Origin of the sequence: Phenylobacterium sp. (assembly GCF_037189685.1) — a bacterium.
Classification (GTDB): Bacteria; Pseudomonadota; Alphaproteobacteria; order Caulobacterales; family Caulobacteraceae; genus Phenylobacterium.
The window spans coordinates 42,304-55,409 of the sequence record NZ_JBBCIT010000005.1; the positions used below are offsets into that span (position 1 = coordinate 42,304).

General features: G+C 70.8%; 11 protein-coding genes. 8 read left to right on the plus strand and 3 right to left on the minus strand.

The annotated features are described in order from the left end of the window. Nucleotides 1-134: 134 nt before the first annotated feature. The 3 genes from WG212_RS02875 (at nucleotide 135) to WG212_RS02885 (ending at nucleotide 5,473) form a co-directional block, all read left to right on the plus strand. On the plus strand, nucleotides 135-2,276 hold the full coding sequence (locus tag WG212_RS02875; RefSeq protein WP_337185556.1) for a TonB-dependent receptor: 2,142 nt from the start codon (nucleotides 135-137) through the stop codon (nucleotides 2,274-2,276). A gap of 110 nt (nucleotides 2,277-2,386) precedes the next feature. Then, nucleotides 2,387-3,373, plus strand: a complete 987-nt coding sequence (locus WG212_RS02880) for a TauD/TfdA family dioxygenase (RefSeq protein ID WP_337185557.1) — start codon at nucleotides 2,387-2,389, stop codon at nucleotides 3,371-3,373. A gap of 3 nt (nucleotides 3,374-3,376) precedes the next feature. Then, entirely contained in the window at nucleotides 3,377-5,473 is a 2,097-nt protein-coding gene (locus WG212_RS02885; protein ID WP_337185558.1) for a CoA transferase, read from the plus strand. 10 nt (nucleotides 5,474-5,483) lie between these two features. Here the strand turns inward: WG212_RS02885 and WG212_RS02890 are convergent, their stop codons facing one another. Continuing rightward, a complete protein-coding gene (locus tag WG212_RS02890) occupies nucleotides 5,484-6,269 on the minus strand; it encodes an enoyl-CoA hydratase/isomerase family protein (RefSeq protein ID WP_337185559.1) in 786 nt (261 codons plus the stop codon). 89 nt (nucleotides 6,270-6,358) lie between these two features. Between WG212_RS02890 and WG212_RS02895 the strand changes: the two genes are divergently transcribed. Next, a complete protein-coding gene (locus WG212_RS02895; protein WP_337185560.1) occupies nucleotides 6,359-7,219 on the plus strand; it encodes a phytanoyl-CoA dioxygenase family protein in 861 nt (286 codons plus the stop codon). Nucleotides 7,220-7,559: 340 nt separating this feature from the next. On the opposite strand, the gene WG212_RS02900 is transcribed toward WG212_RS02895, so the two are convergent. Both WG212_RS02900 and WG212_RS02905 read right to left on the minus strand, forming a co-directional pair. Beyond that, entirely contained in the window at nucleotides 7,560-8,306 is a 747-nt protein-coding gene (locus WG212_RS02900) for a class II aldolase/adducin family protein (protein ID WP_337185561.1), read from the minus strand. A 14-nt stretch (nucleotides 8,307-8,320) separates the two neighbouring features. Next, on the minus strand, nucleotides 8,321-9,607 hold the full coding sequence (locus WG212_RS02905) for an MFS transporter (protein ID WP_337185562.1): 1,287 nt from the start codon (nucleotides 9,605-9,607) through the stop codon (nucleotides 8,321-8,323). Between the two features lie 121 nt (nucleotides 9,608-9,728). On the opposite strand from WG212_RS02905, the gene WG212_RS02910 reads away from it, so the two are divergent. The 4 genes from WG212_RS02910 to WG212_RS02925 are packed head-to-tail and all read left to right on the plus strand — an operon-like array spanning nucleotide 9,729 to nucleotide 13,049. Next, nucleotides 9,729-10,562, plus strand: a complete 834-nt coding sequence (locus WG212_RS02910) for a metal-dependent hydrolase (protein WP_337185563.1) — start codon at nucleotides 9,729-9,731, stop codon at nucleotides 10,560-10,562. A 20-nt stretch (nucleotides 10,563-10,582) separates the two neighbouring features. Continuing rightward, nucleotides 10,583-11,125, plus strand: coding sequence for a 2,4'-dihydroxyacetophenone dioxygenase family protein (locus WG212_RS02915; RefSeq protein WP_337185564.1), 543 nt, complete (start codon nucleotides 10,583-10,585; stop codon nucleotides 11,123-11,125). A 2-nt stretch (nucleotides 11,126-11,127) separates the two neighbouring features. Then, a complete protein-coding gene (locus WG212_RS02920; RefSeq protein WP_337185565.1) occupies nucleotides 11,128-12,168 on the plus strand; it encodes a zinc-binding dehydrogenase in 1,041 nt (346 codons plus the stop codon). Further along, nucleotides 12,156-13,049 (plus strand): alpha/beta fold hydrolase, encoded by an 894-nt coding sequence (locus WG212_RS02925; protein ID WP_337185566.1) that lies wholly within the window; start codon nucleotides 12,156-12,158, stop codon nucleotides 13,047-13,049. The genes WG212_RS02920 and WG212_RS02925 overlap by 13 nt, the downstream gene beginning before the upstream one ends. The last annotated feature ends 57 nt before the right edge of the window (nucleotides 13,050-13,106 follow it).

Below are 13,106 nucleotides of genomic sequence, written 5' to 3' on the forward strand. Positions count from 1 at the left end.
TGCCGCTTGCCATGTGACTGTACAAGTGTTTAGTTTGCGACAACGCAGCGATGCGGCGCTCAAACTTGCGAAGCGCCCTCGTAAAAGGAAACGCAAGCGGCCTCCAAGGAGGCCCGAGGGGAAGTCTAATGATCATGAACGCACGTGCAATGCTGTTGGCCAGCTGCGCAGTCGCGGTGGCGTTTCCCGGCCTCGCTTTCGCGGCCGATGAAGACGGCACGGTCGCCGAACTGGTGGTCACCGCCCAGAAGCGGGCCGAGAGGCTGATCGAGGTGCCGCTCTCGGTGCAGTCGCTGAGCGGCGAGGCGGTAGAGCGCAGCGGCGCGGCCAAGGTCTCCGACCTCACCAAGCTGATCCCCGGCGCCAGCGTGGTGTCGAGCACGACCCCCGGCTTCGAGACCGTCCAGATCCGCGGCGTCAGCAGTGGCACGACCGGCGACGGCCTCGTCGGCTACTATATCGACGACACGCCGTTCGGCGTGCCCAACCTGCAGTTGACCCCGCCCGCGCGCCTGCTCGACCTGGAGCGCGTCGAGGTGATCCGCGGCCCGTCGGGCACCCTGTATGGCCAGGGGTCGATGGGCGGCACGATCAAGCTCATCACCGCCAGGCCCGACCCCACCGGCTTCTCGGGCAAGGCCCAGGCCGAGCTGTCCACGACCGAGGGCGGCGGCACGAACTACAACGTCGACGGCGTGGTCAACATTCCGCTCGTCCGGGACCAGCTCGCGGCGCGCCTGTCGGTCGGCTACGAGCGGCTCAGCGGCTACGCCGAGGCGCCTGAACTCGGCGAGAAGAACGTCAACGACTTCACCGGCAGGAACGCCCGCCTCACGCTGGGCTACACGCCCAATGACGATGTGGAGCTCACCGGCTTCGTCTGGCTGATCCGCAACAAGCAGGACTTCTCCAACAGCCTGACGCCGAAGAACGCCACGACGTCGGCGCTGGCCCCGACGCCGTTCAACCTGCCGGGCATCGTCGGCACGGGCGGCCGCCGCGGCTACACGGACGTCGACGCCAACATCTATTCGGCGACGCTGAACTGGTCGCTGGGGATCGGCGAGCTGACGGTCAACACCTCTTACGTCGACCACGAACTCGATTTCATCACCCCGCTGCTGACCATCCTGGTCAACGAGTCGAACTTCCAGACGAAGTCCTACACGAACGAGGTGCGGCTCTCGTCGAAGGCCGACAGCCCGGTGCGCTGGATCGTCGGCGGCTACACCCGCAACGCCAAGATCCGCTCCGACATCTTCTACTACTCGCAGGCCACGCCGACCGCGGCGAAGGTGGGCATCATCAACACCCTGGGCACCATCGACACCGACTCGTACTCGGTGTTCGGCGAGGTCTCGATGCCGCTGTTCGGCGGGCTGGTGGAGCCTCTGTTCGGCCTCTCCTACTTCAAGGACGACCGGCGTGTGGACGGCGTCGACCGGGCGAATGGCGCGCCGCGGATCGGCCAGCTCAAGTTCGACAGCTTCAACCCGCGCTTCAACCTGAAGATCAAGCCGGCTCCGAACGGCACCGTCTACTTCAACGCCGCCAAGGGCTTCCGCTCCGGCGCGCTCCAGACGCCGGCCCAGGCGACCGCCGCCAACACCACCCTCGGGCTGCCGGCCGGCACGATCCAGACCAGCGTGCAGCCCGACAAGCTGTGGACCTACGAGCTGGGCACCCGCTGGGAACTCGCGGACGGCCAGCTTCTGGCGGAGGCCTCGGTCTATCGCACAGACTGGGACGACGTGCTGGTCCAGTTCGCCACGGCGGCGGTCATCTCGCTGGCCAACGGCGGCGACGCGAAGATCAAGGGCGCCGACTTCGGCCTCGCCTATCGCCCGGCCGGCGTCCCCGGCCTCACGCTGGCGGCCACGGGCAACATCCAGGACGCGCGGTTCAAGAGCGTGGTCGGCAACCTCTCGGTCGGCACCGCCATCCGCAAGGGCGGCAAGGTGCCGAACGTGCCCGACATGAGCCTGACCGTCTCGGCCGACTACAAGCGCGAGATGGCGGCCCTGGGCGGCGTCACCGGCACCTTCTACCTGGGCTACTCGTTCCGCGACGACGTGATCGACGCCACGGTGAAGAACCTGAAGGCCGGCGAGCTCAACGACCTGACCGTCCGCCTCGGCGTCGAGAAGGACAACTGGCGGATCGAGGGCTTCATGCTGAACGGCCTCGACGACAAGGACCCGGTCGCCCTGGGTTCGACCGCCGTGCAGATCCTCTATCCCCGCCGCTATGGCGTGCAGGTGGGCCTGCGGTTCTAGGGCGTCTTCCTCCCCGTCCTAGTCTGACTGACGGCCGCGGCGAACTGGCGTCGCGGCCGTCGCATTCTTCAGCGGCGCGACGCTGTCGCGGCCCGCGATCGAGGTTGCACATGACCCACGGCGCCGGTCCCCTTTCCATCGCGGAGCAGTCCGCGCACTTCCTGACGCGCGAGCACGGCGGCCCGCCCGACGGCGCGGTCCCGGGCGAGGCTGCGTGGTACGGCCGCGACGTCGTGGCGGACGGCTCCTGGGCCGAGGCGCTGACGCCGGACGTGATCGCCGCCTTCGAGCAGGCGCTCGCCGCCGCGGCGTCGGCGGGGGACCCCGACCACCTGACGGCCGCCGACTTTCCGCTCGAAGCGATCGCGCCGACACTCGACCGGTGGCGCCGGACCTTGCTCACGGGCCGCGGCTTCCTCGTCCTGCGCGGCCTGCCTGTCGAGCGATGGTCGCCGGCCATGCAGCAGCTGTTCATGCGCGGCCTGGGACTGCAGTTCGGCCGTCTGGGCCTGCAGAACCCGCAGGGCGACATCATCGGCGAAGTCCGCGACACCGGAGCGGCCAAGCGCGATCCCTACGCGCGCATCTACGCGACGGCGGGCGAGTTCCGGTTCCACTGCGATGCGTCGGACGTGGTCGGCCTGCTCTGTATCCGGCCGGCGGCGCGAGGTGGGGAAAGCCGGATCGCCAGCTCGGTCACCGTCTACAACGAGCTTCTGAAGCGGCGGCCCGACCTCGCCGCACGCCTCTTCGAACCCCTGGCGCTGGACCTGCGCAACGAACAGCAGGCCGGCGCCGCGGCCTATGCGCCCCTCGTCCCGTGCGCCTACGACGGCGCCTTGCTGCGGACCGCCTACCTGTCGGACTATTTCCGCACCGCGGCGCGCCACGTGGCGCTGCCGCCGGCCGACGTCGAGCTCCTGGATCTCTACGACGAGATCGCGGCCGGGCCGGGGATCGGCCTGGCCTTCCACATGCGGCCGGGGGACGTGCAGGTGCTCTACAACCACACCACCCTGCATGCGCGCACCGCCTTCGAGGACGAGCCGGGCCGGGAGCGCCTCCTGCTGCGGTTCCTCGCCTCGGTCGGCGTCTAGCGCATGGCCGGCCAGCCCCTCGACGGCCTGCGCGTGCTGGAGCTCGCCGACGGTCCTTCAGGCGGGTTCTGCGGCCGGCAGTTCGCCGCCTGGGGCGCCGAGGTGGTCATGCTGGAGCCGCCGAACGGTGGCCCGCTGCGCAACGCGGGGCCTCGCTGGGCGACGGACGGCGCGAGCGGATCGGCCGCGTTCGACGTGCTGGCCTGCGGCAAGCGGAGCGTAGACCTCCGCCAGGCCAGCCAGCTCCTGCCCGGCGCCGACGTGCTGGTTTGTGACGGGCCGCCGGGCGCGCTGGCGCGCCGGCTGGGCGCCGACGTGGCCGGCCTGCGCCGCGCCTATCCAGGCCTGGTGGTGGCGACGGTCAGCGCCTTCGGCGATCCGGAAGGCGCGTCGGCGGCGATCGCCGAACTCGAAGCGATCTGCGGTTACCTCAGCCTCAACGGCCCGGCTGGCGAGCCGCCGTTGCCGGCGCCCGGGAACCTCATGGCGCACGCCATCGGGGCCAACGCGTTCCTGGGCGCCATGGGCGCCCTGATCGGCCGCGCGCGCAGCGGCGCCGGCGACCATGTCGCCGTGTCGGGCCTGGAGACCATCGCCAGCTTCGTCATGTGGCTGCGCGAGCAGCATCAGGATGCGCCCACGATCCGCAACGGCGGGACGCCCGAGGGCGCGCGCCTCATTCGCTGCCAGGACGGCCACGTGTCGGTGGCGCCGGCCGTCATCCCGCACCTGCCGGTCTACCGCGAAGTGCTGAGCGTGCCGGACACGGTGGACCTCGAGGCGCTTGCGGAAGGCGGCCGGCTCGAAGCGACCGACCGGGTGGCCGCCGCGCTCGCGCCGTACGCCGCCAGGCTCGGCGTCGAGGAAGTGTTCCTGGGATTGCAGGTGCGCGGCGTCGCCTGCGGCAAGGTGCAGTCGCTGGGCGAGGTGCTGGCCGACCGCCAGTTGGAGGACCGCGCGTTCTTCCAGACGCTGCGCCACGCCGCGGGGGCCATGCCCCTCCCGGGGCGACCGGCGCTGATGACCGGCGCACCGTCGCTGTCGCCGACACCCGCTCCGCCGCCGGCGTCGACGGACGCCTCGGGCCTCGGCTGGACGGCGCGCGCCGGCGCCGGGGCGTCGGACGGGAAGCCGCCGCTGGCCGGCGTTCGCGTTCTGGACCTGACCCAGGCGTGGATCGGGCCGATGGCCGCCATTGCTCTGGCCGACCTGGGCGCCGAAGTCATCAAGGTGGAGGGCGTGACCCGGCCCGACATCTGGCGGTTCCTGGGCCAGGCCGCGGCCGCGCCGGACGCCCCGACGGCGCCCGAGAACCGCAGCTGGTACTTCAACGGCGCCAACCGCAGCAAACGCGGGCTGGGGCTGGACCTGAGCCGGCCCGCCGGCGCCGAGGTCTTCCGCCGCATCGTCGCCGACGCCGACATCGTCCTCGAAAACTTCACGCCGCACGTCATGGCGCGGTTCGGACTGGACTACGAACGCCTGCGCGCGGCGCGCCCGGATGTGATCCTCACCTCCTTCAGCGGCTTCGGCGCCTTCGGCCCGCACGCCGGCTTCAAGGCCAACGGCGCGTCGATCGAGGCGCTGGCCGGATGGGACGCGATGAACCTCGACGCCGGTGGGCGGCCGGTCCTGATGGGCGGCTATCCGGCCGATCCGATCTGCGGGCTGCAGATGGCGGCCTGCACGCTGGTGGCGCTCTACCGGCGCCTGCGGACCGGCGTCGGCGCCCATGTCGACGGCTCGATGATGGAGGCGGCGGCCGGCTACATCGCCGATGCGCTGCTGGCCGAGGCCCTGGCCGGGGCCGGCGCGGACGTCGAGCGCCCGCCGACGCCGATCTCGCCGCCAGACGTGGCCACGACCTGGCAAGCGCTGGCCGATCCGCGCCTCGAGGACTGGTTCATGGCGCTGCCGACGCCGGGTCTGGGGATCTGTCGGCACGGCGGCCGGCTGTGGCGCTTCGCGGACGCCGTGCCGCCGGCGCCGACCCCGCCGCCGCGCCTTGGCCAGCACACCGCGTCTCTGCTGGCCGAATGGCTGGCGCCGGACGAGATCGAGGGCCTGGTCGCCGACGGTGTCGCCGGCGCGCTGGACTGACGCCGGCGCGTCAGTTGCCGGTGAACTTGGGCGGCCGCTTCGCGAAGAAGGCCGAGACCGCCTCCTTGTAGTCCTCGGTCAGGCTGGAGAGCAGCCACTGGTCGGCGTCCATGTGCATCACCGCCCGGTCGAGGGCGCCGGCCACGTGGTTGATGCTCTTCTTGATCATCTGCACCGAGTTCGGGGGCAGGGCGGCGTAGACCTCCGCCATCTCGCGGGCCGCGGCGTCGAGGTCGACCAGCGGAACGACCTGGTCGAGGAACCCCCAGCGCTCCAGCGTGGCGGCGTCGAACAGCTTGCCGGTCATGATCATCTGTTTCGCGCGCGCCGGGCCGACCAGGTGCACGCAGATCGGCACGGCGTGCCACATCAGGTTGATGCCCAGCTTCACCTCGCCGTAGCCGACGCGGGCGTTGTCGGCGCCGACGCGGAAGTCACAGGCCGAGGTGATGCAGCCGCCGGCGCCGGTGGCGATGCCCTGCACCGCGCAGATGGTCGGCTGCGGGATCTCCTGCATCGAGCGCATAAGCTGGGCGCCGAACTCGGCGCCGCGCCGACGCATGAGCATCGAGGCCTCCAGCCGCTGGCTGGGGGAGTTGGAAAGGTCGGCGCCCACCGAGAAGTCCTTTCCTTCCGCGCGCACGATGACCACGCGGGTCTGTTCGTCGTGCAGGAACTCGCGGCTGATCCGCTCCAGGTCCTGCATCATCTCCAGGGTGACGGCGTTGCGCCGCTCGGGACGGTTGATGGTGACGGTGGCCAGGTGGCCGTCGCGGTTCAGCTCGATGAAGGACACGCTCTACCTCTCCCCAATGTCGTTTCGACCCTAGACGCCGCGCCGGGACTGAGCAAATGTTTAGTGTCAGATGTTCAGGGGAAACGGCCATGCAGCGCCTCACCGACCTCGACCGCGCGGCGTATGCGCGCGACGGCTACCTCTGCCTGGAGAGCTGGCTGGCGGCCGACTGGGTCGACCGGTTGTCGGCCGTGGCCGACCGTTTCGTGGAGCGAAGCCGGAGCCTGACCGCGAGCACGCCGGACATCCTGCTCGGGCCGGGCCATACGCCGGACCGGCCGATGCTGCGCCGCATTCCGCAGACGGTGGCGTTCGATCCGCTCTTCGAGGACTTCGGCCTGCGCGGTCCTCTCGTCGACCTGGCCGAGGATCTCCTCGGGCCGGACGTGCGGTTCCATCACTCGAAGCTGAACTTCAAGTCGGCCGGCGGCGGCGAGGAGATCCGCTGGCACCAGGACATCCCGTTCTGGCCCCACTCGAACTACGCGCCGCTGACCATCGGGGTCTATCTCTGCGACGTGGACGCCGACATGGCGCCGATGGGCGTCTTCGCGGGTAGCCATCGCGGGCCGCTGCATACGCTGCGTGACGCTCAAGGTGTCTGGACCGGCGCGCTCTCGGACGACGAGGCGGCGCGGCTGGATGGCGCGCAACTGCGCTGGCTCAGCGGTCCGCGCGGCACGGTCACGGTGCACAACTGCCGCGTCGTCCACGGCTCGCGCGCCAACCTGTCGCCCCGCATGCGTCCGCTGCTGCTGCACACCTACGCGCCGTGCGACGCCATTCCGCTGACGCGGATCATGGACCCCGTGAAGTTCGGGAACGTGATCGTTCGAGGCGGCCCGCCCGCCTACGCGCGCTTCGACGCCGAGCCCTGTCCGATGCCGCCGGACTGGGGCGCGGGCGACTACAGCTCGATCTTCTCAGTCCAGCAGGAGAAGCTGGGTTAGGCCGCGTACTCATAAGTTCAGCCAGCGTCCGGCTTGGGCCGGGACGCTATGACTTCGACCCGTTGCAGACGTTCCATTCACATCCACAAAATTGGAACGTCATCCCCGGGCGCCGTCCCGGGGATCCATGGTTCCGCCGCTGCCACGCCCTGCGGCGGACCGCCCCCTGGCGGTCCGCACCCACCGCCTCGCCGCCGACAAATGGATCCCCGGGACGGGACCCGGGGATGACGAGCAATGTGAGAGAGGGGGAAGCGGATGTCCGCTAGCCACCGATCACCGACGTCCCAAGGCCCACTTGTACGAGCGCCGGCGCGCCGCGGGCTTATGAGTACACAACCTAGCTCGCGTAGCCTGGCGATTCCTCGTCCAGCTTCCGCAGCAGGGCAGGCCAGGTGAAGGCGCCAGCCGAGCCGTCGAAGAGCGAACGGGATTGGTTCGTCACCTTCTGCGGCACGCCCTGGTTGGGCTGCGCCAGCCGCGCGCCGGTCGACTGCGCGCGGACCTGCATCGTGCAGGCGCGCTCCAGGAAATAGATGGCCAGCCAGGCGCCGGCGCAGCTCGGACCGACGGCCAGGGTGCCGTGGTTGCGCAGCAGCATCAGGTTCCGGTCGCCTAGGTCCGCGACCAGCCGCTCGCGCTCGTCGAGGTCGAAGGCGATGCCCTCGTAGTCGTGGTAGGCGACTTCCCCCAGCACCATCATCGCGTGCTGCGACAGCGGCAGGAGCCCGTCGGCCTGGGCCGCCACCGCGACGCCGTCGTCGGTATGCAGGTGGATGACGCAGTGGGCGTTCTCGCGCGCCATGTGCAGGGCGGAGTGGATGACGAAGCCGGCCGGGTTGACCGGATGCGGGCTGGGCTCCACGGGCTGGCCCTCGAGGTCGACCTTCACGAGGTTGGACGCGGTGACTTCGCTGAACCGCAGGCCGAACGGGTTGATCAGGAAGTGGTGCTCCGGTCCCGGCACGCGCGCCGAGATGTGGGTGAAGATCAGGTCGTCCCAGCCCTCCAGGGCGACGAGGCGATAGACGGCGGCCAGGTCGCGCCGGACCTCCGCCTCGGTCTGGAGCGGCGGGTCGTAAGGCATCGGGCGGTCTCCGATCAGGCGACGCGGTCGCGCACCGCGCGGCGCGACGACAGCAGGAAATGCAGGCCCGCCCAGACGAGGGCGACCGTCGACAGCAGCAGCGCGTAGCGCAGGCTCTCGCGACCCAGCGTGGGGGCGAGCGCGTCGCTGGCCGCGCCCACCAGCCAGGGTCCCAGCCCCAGGCCGAGCAGCGACGACAGGAACAGCGTGAGCGAGATCGCGGTGGCCCGGCGATGCGGCTCGGCGAACGACTGGATGGCCGAGAGCGCCACGCCGCCGCCCGAGGCGGCCAGGAAGGTCGCGAACACCTTGATGCCGATGGCCAGCCAGGGCGACGGCGCCAGGAACACCGCCGCATAGAGCGGGGCCGAGCCGCCGTAGGCGATGGCCGGGAGCCACAACTCCCAGCGCGGATCGCGCGGGATCAGGCGCATGGCCAGCCAGCCGCCGAGCATCACGCCCATGATCCCGCCGACGCCGCTGGCCGTGCCCGACCACAGCCCGATCTGGGTCAGGCTCAGGCCGTGGATCCGCATGAAGAACGCCGGCAGCCACTGCGTGAGGCCGTAGGTTCCGAATGCGCCGACCGAGAGCGCCAGCACCAGGTGGCGCAGCGCCGGGCGGCGGAGCAGGGCGCCGATGGCGACGTGCGCCGGCTCGCCCGCCGTCTCGGCCACATGACCCCGCCGCGGCGGTTCCTTGAGCGTGAGGAAGATCAGCAGCGCCAGGGGCACGCCGGCCAGCCCCACGATCCAAAGCGCCGCGCGCCAGCCCAGTTCGTCCGCCAGGAAACCGGTGATCACCAGGCCGGCGCTGAGGCCGGCCAGACCTCCGGCCTGGAAGATCGAGATGCCGAACGCGCGCTGCTCCGGGGGTAGATAGTCCCCGATCAGCGAGTGCGCCGCCGGGACGCAGCCGGCCTCCCCGATCCCCACGCCGACCCGGGCCAGGAACAGGTGGCCGAAGCTGCGGGCCATGCCCGTGAGCGCCGTCATCACGCTCCACAGGGCCAGGCACGCCGCCAGCAGCCGCACCCGCGAGGCCCGGTCGGCGAGGCGCGCGAGCGGGATGCCGAGGGTGGCGTAGAAGGCGGCGAACGCCAGGCCGGACAGCAGGCCGAGCTGGCTGTCCGTCAGCCCGAGCTCCGCCTTGATGGGCTCCAGCAGGACCGCGAGCACCATGCGGTCCATGTAGTTGAAGAACGACACCGCGGTCAGGATGCCGATGGCGTACCAGGTCCCGAGGCTGACGCTCGCCGCGCCCGGCGCGCTGTCGGTGATGGTGGGCGCTGAATCCGCCATGTCGTCTCCCTTCGCCCGCGACTTGCCGCCGCTGAACGTATGGCCACCATATTTCGACGGGCTGGACTAATCAAATGTTCAGTGATTAGGTTCCGTTCGACGCGAGCAGAGGAGAGCGCCGTTGAACGTCGCCGAAGCGATCCCCGTCCGGCGCATGGACTTCGAGTTCCCGGACGACCTGGAGCTCGTGTTCATCGAGGGCGACCCGGCGATGTCGTACTTCTTCGTCGGGGCCTGGATGATGCTGCCCTACCTGGAGCCCTACCTGATCCGCACGATCCAGGCGGCGACGCCACAGATCCGCGATGAGCGGCTGCGCGAGGAGATGAAGCGGTTCTGCGCCCAGGAGGGCCAGCACTTCCGCCAGCACGCCCGGCTGAACGAGGTGGTCCGCCGCATCCATCCCTCGGGTCCGCGCCTGGCCGAGCTCGAAAAGGACGTCGCGGCCGAGTTCGAGAGCTGGTCGCGCGAGCGGCCGCTGAAGTTCAACCTGGCCTACGGCGAGGGCTTCGAGTCCATGACCTGCGCCGGGGCGCGCACCCAGATCGAGACCGGCATGTTCGACTGGATGGCCGAGCCGATCCGCAGCCTGATGTACTGGCACATCCTGGAGGAGATCGAGCACCGCACGGTCTGCTTCGACGTCTATGAAGCCGTGGTCGGGGACTACGTCTACCGCACCCGCATGAGCCTCTGGTTCCAGCGCCACTACTACGCCTGGTGTCGCCGGTTCGCGGCCGAGATGATCGCCGCCGATCCGGCCGCCATCGCCCGCTATGACACCCCCGAGTGGGCCGCCGTGCGCAAGGCCCGCATGCGCGCCTACAAGGCCGACTACCTGCCGCGCCTGCTCGGCACCTTCATGCCCTGGTACCACCCCGCCAAGGTCCGCCTGCCGCGCGGCTTCGAGGCCGCGCGCGCCGACTTCACGGCGCAGGCCGCCAGCGTCCAGTAGCCCTTCCGGAGACCCGAACCATGGACGACGCTTCCGCGCCGGACGCCCGCCTCGCCGCCTTCTTCGCCGACCGCATGGCCCGCCCCGTGGTGCCCGCCGACGGCCTCCTGCCCACCCTGCACCTGGGCGCCGACGACCTGCCCTGGATGGAGGCGGGCAACGCCTCGGCGCTGCAGCTGCTGCACGTGGACCTGACCCAGGGGCTCTGGATCTCCAAGACCCGCCTGCCGCCCGGCCACCAGGTTCCGACGCACTACCACACGGGCCTGGTCTTCGCGGTGACGCTGGAAGGCGCCTGGTACTACCGGGAGACGCCGGACGAGGTGAACCGGCCCGGGTCCTACCTCTTCGAGCCCGCCGGCTCGCGCCACACCCTCTGCACGCCCGCCGACATGGAGGGGCGCATGGTCGCGTGGTTCGCCATCTACGGCGCCAACATCAACCTCGACGACGACGGGGCGATCACCTCGGTCCTCGACGCCCGCGCAGTGCTGGAGATCTACCGCGGCTATTGCGCGGCCCTCGACCTCGACTGCTCGAAGCTGATCGTGGTGGGCGAATGACCATGCGCGCGGCCGTGATGCGGGGCGACCGCTTCGTCGTCGAAGACCGTCCGATCCCGAAGCCGGGGCCGGGCAACGTGCTGGCGAAGGTGCGGGCCTGCGGGATCTGCGGGTCCGACCTGCACTACTTCCATCACGCGCCGCAGATCATCGGCCGGGCGCGCGAGCTGGGCGCGGACACCAGCGACATGGAGCAGGCGCTGCGCGACGGGCCGGTGCTGGGCCATGAGTTCGTCTGCGAGATCGTCGAGTTCGGCCCGGGCACGCAAAGGGCGCTGCCGGCTGGCCAACGCGTGGCCTCGATGCCGTTCGTCATGCGCGACGGCGCGCCGGTGCTCGTGGGCTCGCGGCCGGAGACGCCGGGCGCCTACGCCGAGTACATGGAGCTGACCGAGGCCTTCCTGCTTCTCGTGCCGGATGAGGTGAGCGACGACGCGGCGGCGCTGACCGAGCCGTTCGGGATCGCCGTCCATGCGGTCAACAAGGCCGACCTGCGCGGCGACGAGGCGTGCGTGATCGTGGGCTGCGGCCCCATAGGGCTGGCGGTGACGGCGGTGCTGCGGGCCCGCGGTTTCGAGACGATCGTCGCCGGGGACCTGTCGCCCACGCGTCGCGAACTGGCGACCCGCCTCGGGGCCACCGCCGTGGTGGACGCCCGGACCGGCAGCCTCCTGACCCGCGCCGCCGCGGAGGCTCCCGGCCGGCCCGTGGTGATCTTTGAGAACACCGGCGCGCCCGGCATGCTGCACCGCCTGGTGCTGGAGGCGCCCAAGGACGCGCAGATCCTGGTGACGGGCATCGCGGCGGGCGACGAGAGCTTCGTGCCGATGCTGGCGATCACCAAGGAGTTGAAGCTCCAGTTCGTGATCTACTACACGGCCGAGGAGTTCGCCGAGGCGCTGGAGCTGATCCGGACCGACCGTGTGAACTGGCGTCCGCTGCTCACCGGCTCGGTCGGCCTGGAGGACGTCACCCAGGCCTTCGCCGACCTCAGCGATCCCGAGCGCCACGCCAAGATCCTGGTCCGGCCGTGGGCGACCTGATCCCGGGGGCGGCCCGCCGCGTCCTCACGGTGGGCGAGCTGTCGTTCACCGCCTGGGAGATGGGCGAGGGGCCGCCGGTCCTGCTCGTCCACGGCTTCCCCGACACGCCGGCGACCTGGCGCTGTCTGATGCCGGACCTCGCGGCGGCGGGCTTCCGCGCGGTCGCCGTCACCTGTCGCGGCTATGAGGCCAGCTCGATCCCGGCCGACGGCGACTTCGGCCTCGCCGCGCTCGTGGACGACGTGATCGGCTGGCTCGACGCCCTCGGCGCCGAGCGCGCCCACTTGATCGGCCACGACTGGGGCTCCAGCCTCGTCCAGCTCGCCGCGGCGAAGGCGCCCGACCGGATTGTGTCCCTGACGGTCCTGGCCGTCGCCCACCCCGCCGCCTTCGCCGCACTGCTGCCCTCCGATCTCGAGCAGGTGGAACGCTCCTGGTACATCTTCCTGCTCCAGCGCCCGGACCTCCCGGAACTGCTTATCGCCGAGCATGGGCTTCTGGAGCACTTCTGGCGCCGCTGGTCGCCGGGATGGGAACCGGACCCCCACGCGATCGCGTCGATGCAGCAGGCGTTCGCCGACCCGTCCGTGGCTCGCAGCACGCTCGCCTACTACCGCCGCGCCTTCGATGCGGACGGTCGGCGCTGGGCCGAAGCGGCCACTTTGCTGTCGGCGCCGATCCTGGCGCCGACGCTCGGCCTTGCCGGGGCCCGCGACGGCTGCGTGTCGGCCGAACTGTTCCGGCAGGCGCTGCCCCCCGAAATCTTCCGGGGCGGACGCGAGGTCGACGTCCTGCCTGGCGTCGGCCACTTCCTGCATCTCGAGGCGCCGGGGCGGGCGAACGCACGGATCGGCGCCTGGCTGCTCGCCAACGCCCATTGAGCCCCGTGAAGCGACCGCCATCGCCCGAGCGGCGTGTCGAAGAGGTTGGCCTCCCGT

Bases quoted from the DNA above. Each gene is read 5' to 3' on its own strand.
- WG212_RS02875 (WP_337185556.1), top strand. From the start codon at position 135: ATGAACGCACGTGCAATGCTGTTGGCCAGCTGCGCAGTCGCGGTGGCG.
- WG212_RS02880 (WP_337185557.1), top strand. From the start codon at position 2,387: ATGACCCACGGCGCCGGTCCCCTTTCCATCGCGGAGCAGTCCGCGCAC.
- WG212_RS02885 (WP_337185558.1), top strand. From the start codon at position 3,377: ATGGCCGGCCAGCCCCTCGACGGCCTGCGCGTGCTGGAGCTCGCCGAC.
- WG212_RS02895 (WP_337185560.1), top strand. From the start codon at position 6,359: ATGCAGCGCCTCACCGACCTCGACCGCGCGGCGTATGCGCGCGACGGC.
- WG212_RS02900 (WP_337185561.1), bottom strand. From the start codon at position 8,306: ATGCCTTACGACCCGCCGCTCCAGACCGAGGCGGAGGTCCGGCGCGAC.
- WG212_RS02905 (WP_337185562.1), bottom strand. From the start codon at position 9,607: ATGGCGGATTCAGCGCCCACCATCACCGACAGCGCGCCGGGCGCGGCG.
- WG212_RS02915 (WP_337185564.1), top strand. From the start codon at position 10,583: ATGGACGACGCTTCCGCGCCGGACGCCCGCCTCGCCGCCTTCTTCGCC.
- WG212_RS02920 (WP_337185565.1), top strand. From the start codon at position 11,128: ATGCGCGCGGCCGTGATGCGGGGCGACCGCTTCGTCGTCGAAGACCGT.